The organism is Thalassobacterium maritimum (assembly GCF_031127805.1).
Lineage (GTDB): Bacteria > Verrucomicrobiota > Verrucomicrobiia > Opitutales > Coraliomargaritaceae > Thalassobacterium > Thalassobacterium maritimum.
Genome location: NZ_JARXHW010000209.1, coordinates 1 through 596, shown reverse-complemented (window position 1 = coordinate 596; position 596 = coordinate 1). Strand labels below are relative to the sequence as shown.

2 protein-coding genes are annotated in these 596 nt (G+C 40.3%); one reads left to right on the top strand and one right to left on the bottom strand.

All coding sequences use genetic code 11. From position 1 onward, the window contains the following. Positions 1-71: 71 nt before the first annotated feature. On the bottom strand, positions 72-287 hold the full coding sequence (locus QEH52_RS20055) for a hypothetical protein (RefSeq protein ID WP_308952744.1): 216 nt from the start codon (positions 285-287) through the stop codon (positions 72-74). Here QEH52_RS20055 and QEH52_RS20050 point away from each other — a divergent pair. Further along, positions 286-564 (top strand): hypothetical protein, encoded by a 279-nt coding sequence (locus tag QEH52_RS20050; RefSeq protein WP_308952743.1) that lies wholly within the window; start codon positions 286-288, stop codon positions 562-564. The genes QEH52_RS20055 and QEH52_RS20050 overlap by 2 nt on opposite strands. Positions 565-596: the final 32 nt, after the last annotated feature.

The window sequence follows — 596 nt, the reverse complement described above, 5'->3', positions numbered from 1 at the left end:
AACAGACTGCGTAATACCGTGATCAGTCTGGCTACGGACCCGTATGGCTGGTGATGTGGGGGACGGGAGAGTTAATGCTCCCGTCTACCCGATTTCTCGGAATTGGTTTTTTGGTGTAATTTATCGTGTTCTGACATCGCCATTTCTATCCATTCCCTAGCTTTTTCTTCAGTTGAAAACCCTCTTTCATCTACCCACCTTGGCCTTTTGCATTTTGGAAAAACACATTCTCCCCAAGGGTAATATAAATGATCCTCTTTTTTAACACCAATATAGTAATTTTTCATGTATAATTTTTTTAATAAATTCGATTTAGAGAACTCGATAAAAGGTAAAACCATTAAAGATGTTAAGCAGTATAAAAATGATGCTGGATACGCACTTCTTTTTGAGGATGGATCTTGGATAGATTTTCACTCATTAACGATAACTCAGGAAAATGGAGATATTAAAGGAGCAACACTGATAGATGATTGTGTGCAGCATCATTTTTTTAGAGAACGTGAAGCACTATCGCGACTGAAGCGCGGAGCGCGAAAGGAGTTGATAGGTGCGACTGGATAGGTCCTGTTCATTTTCGTTCATGCGTTGGCCCC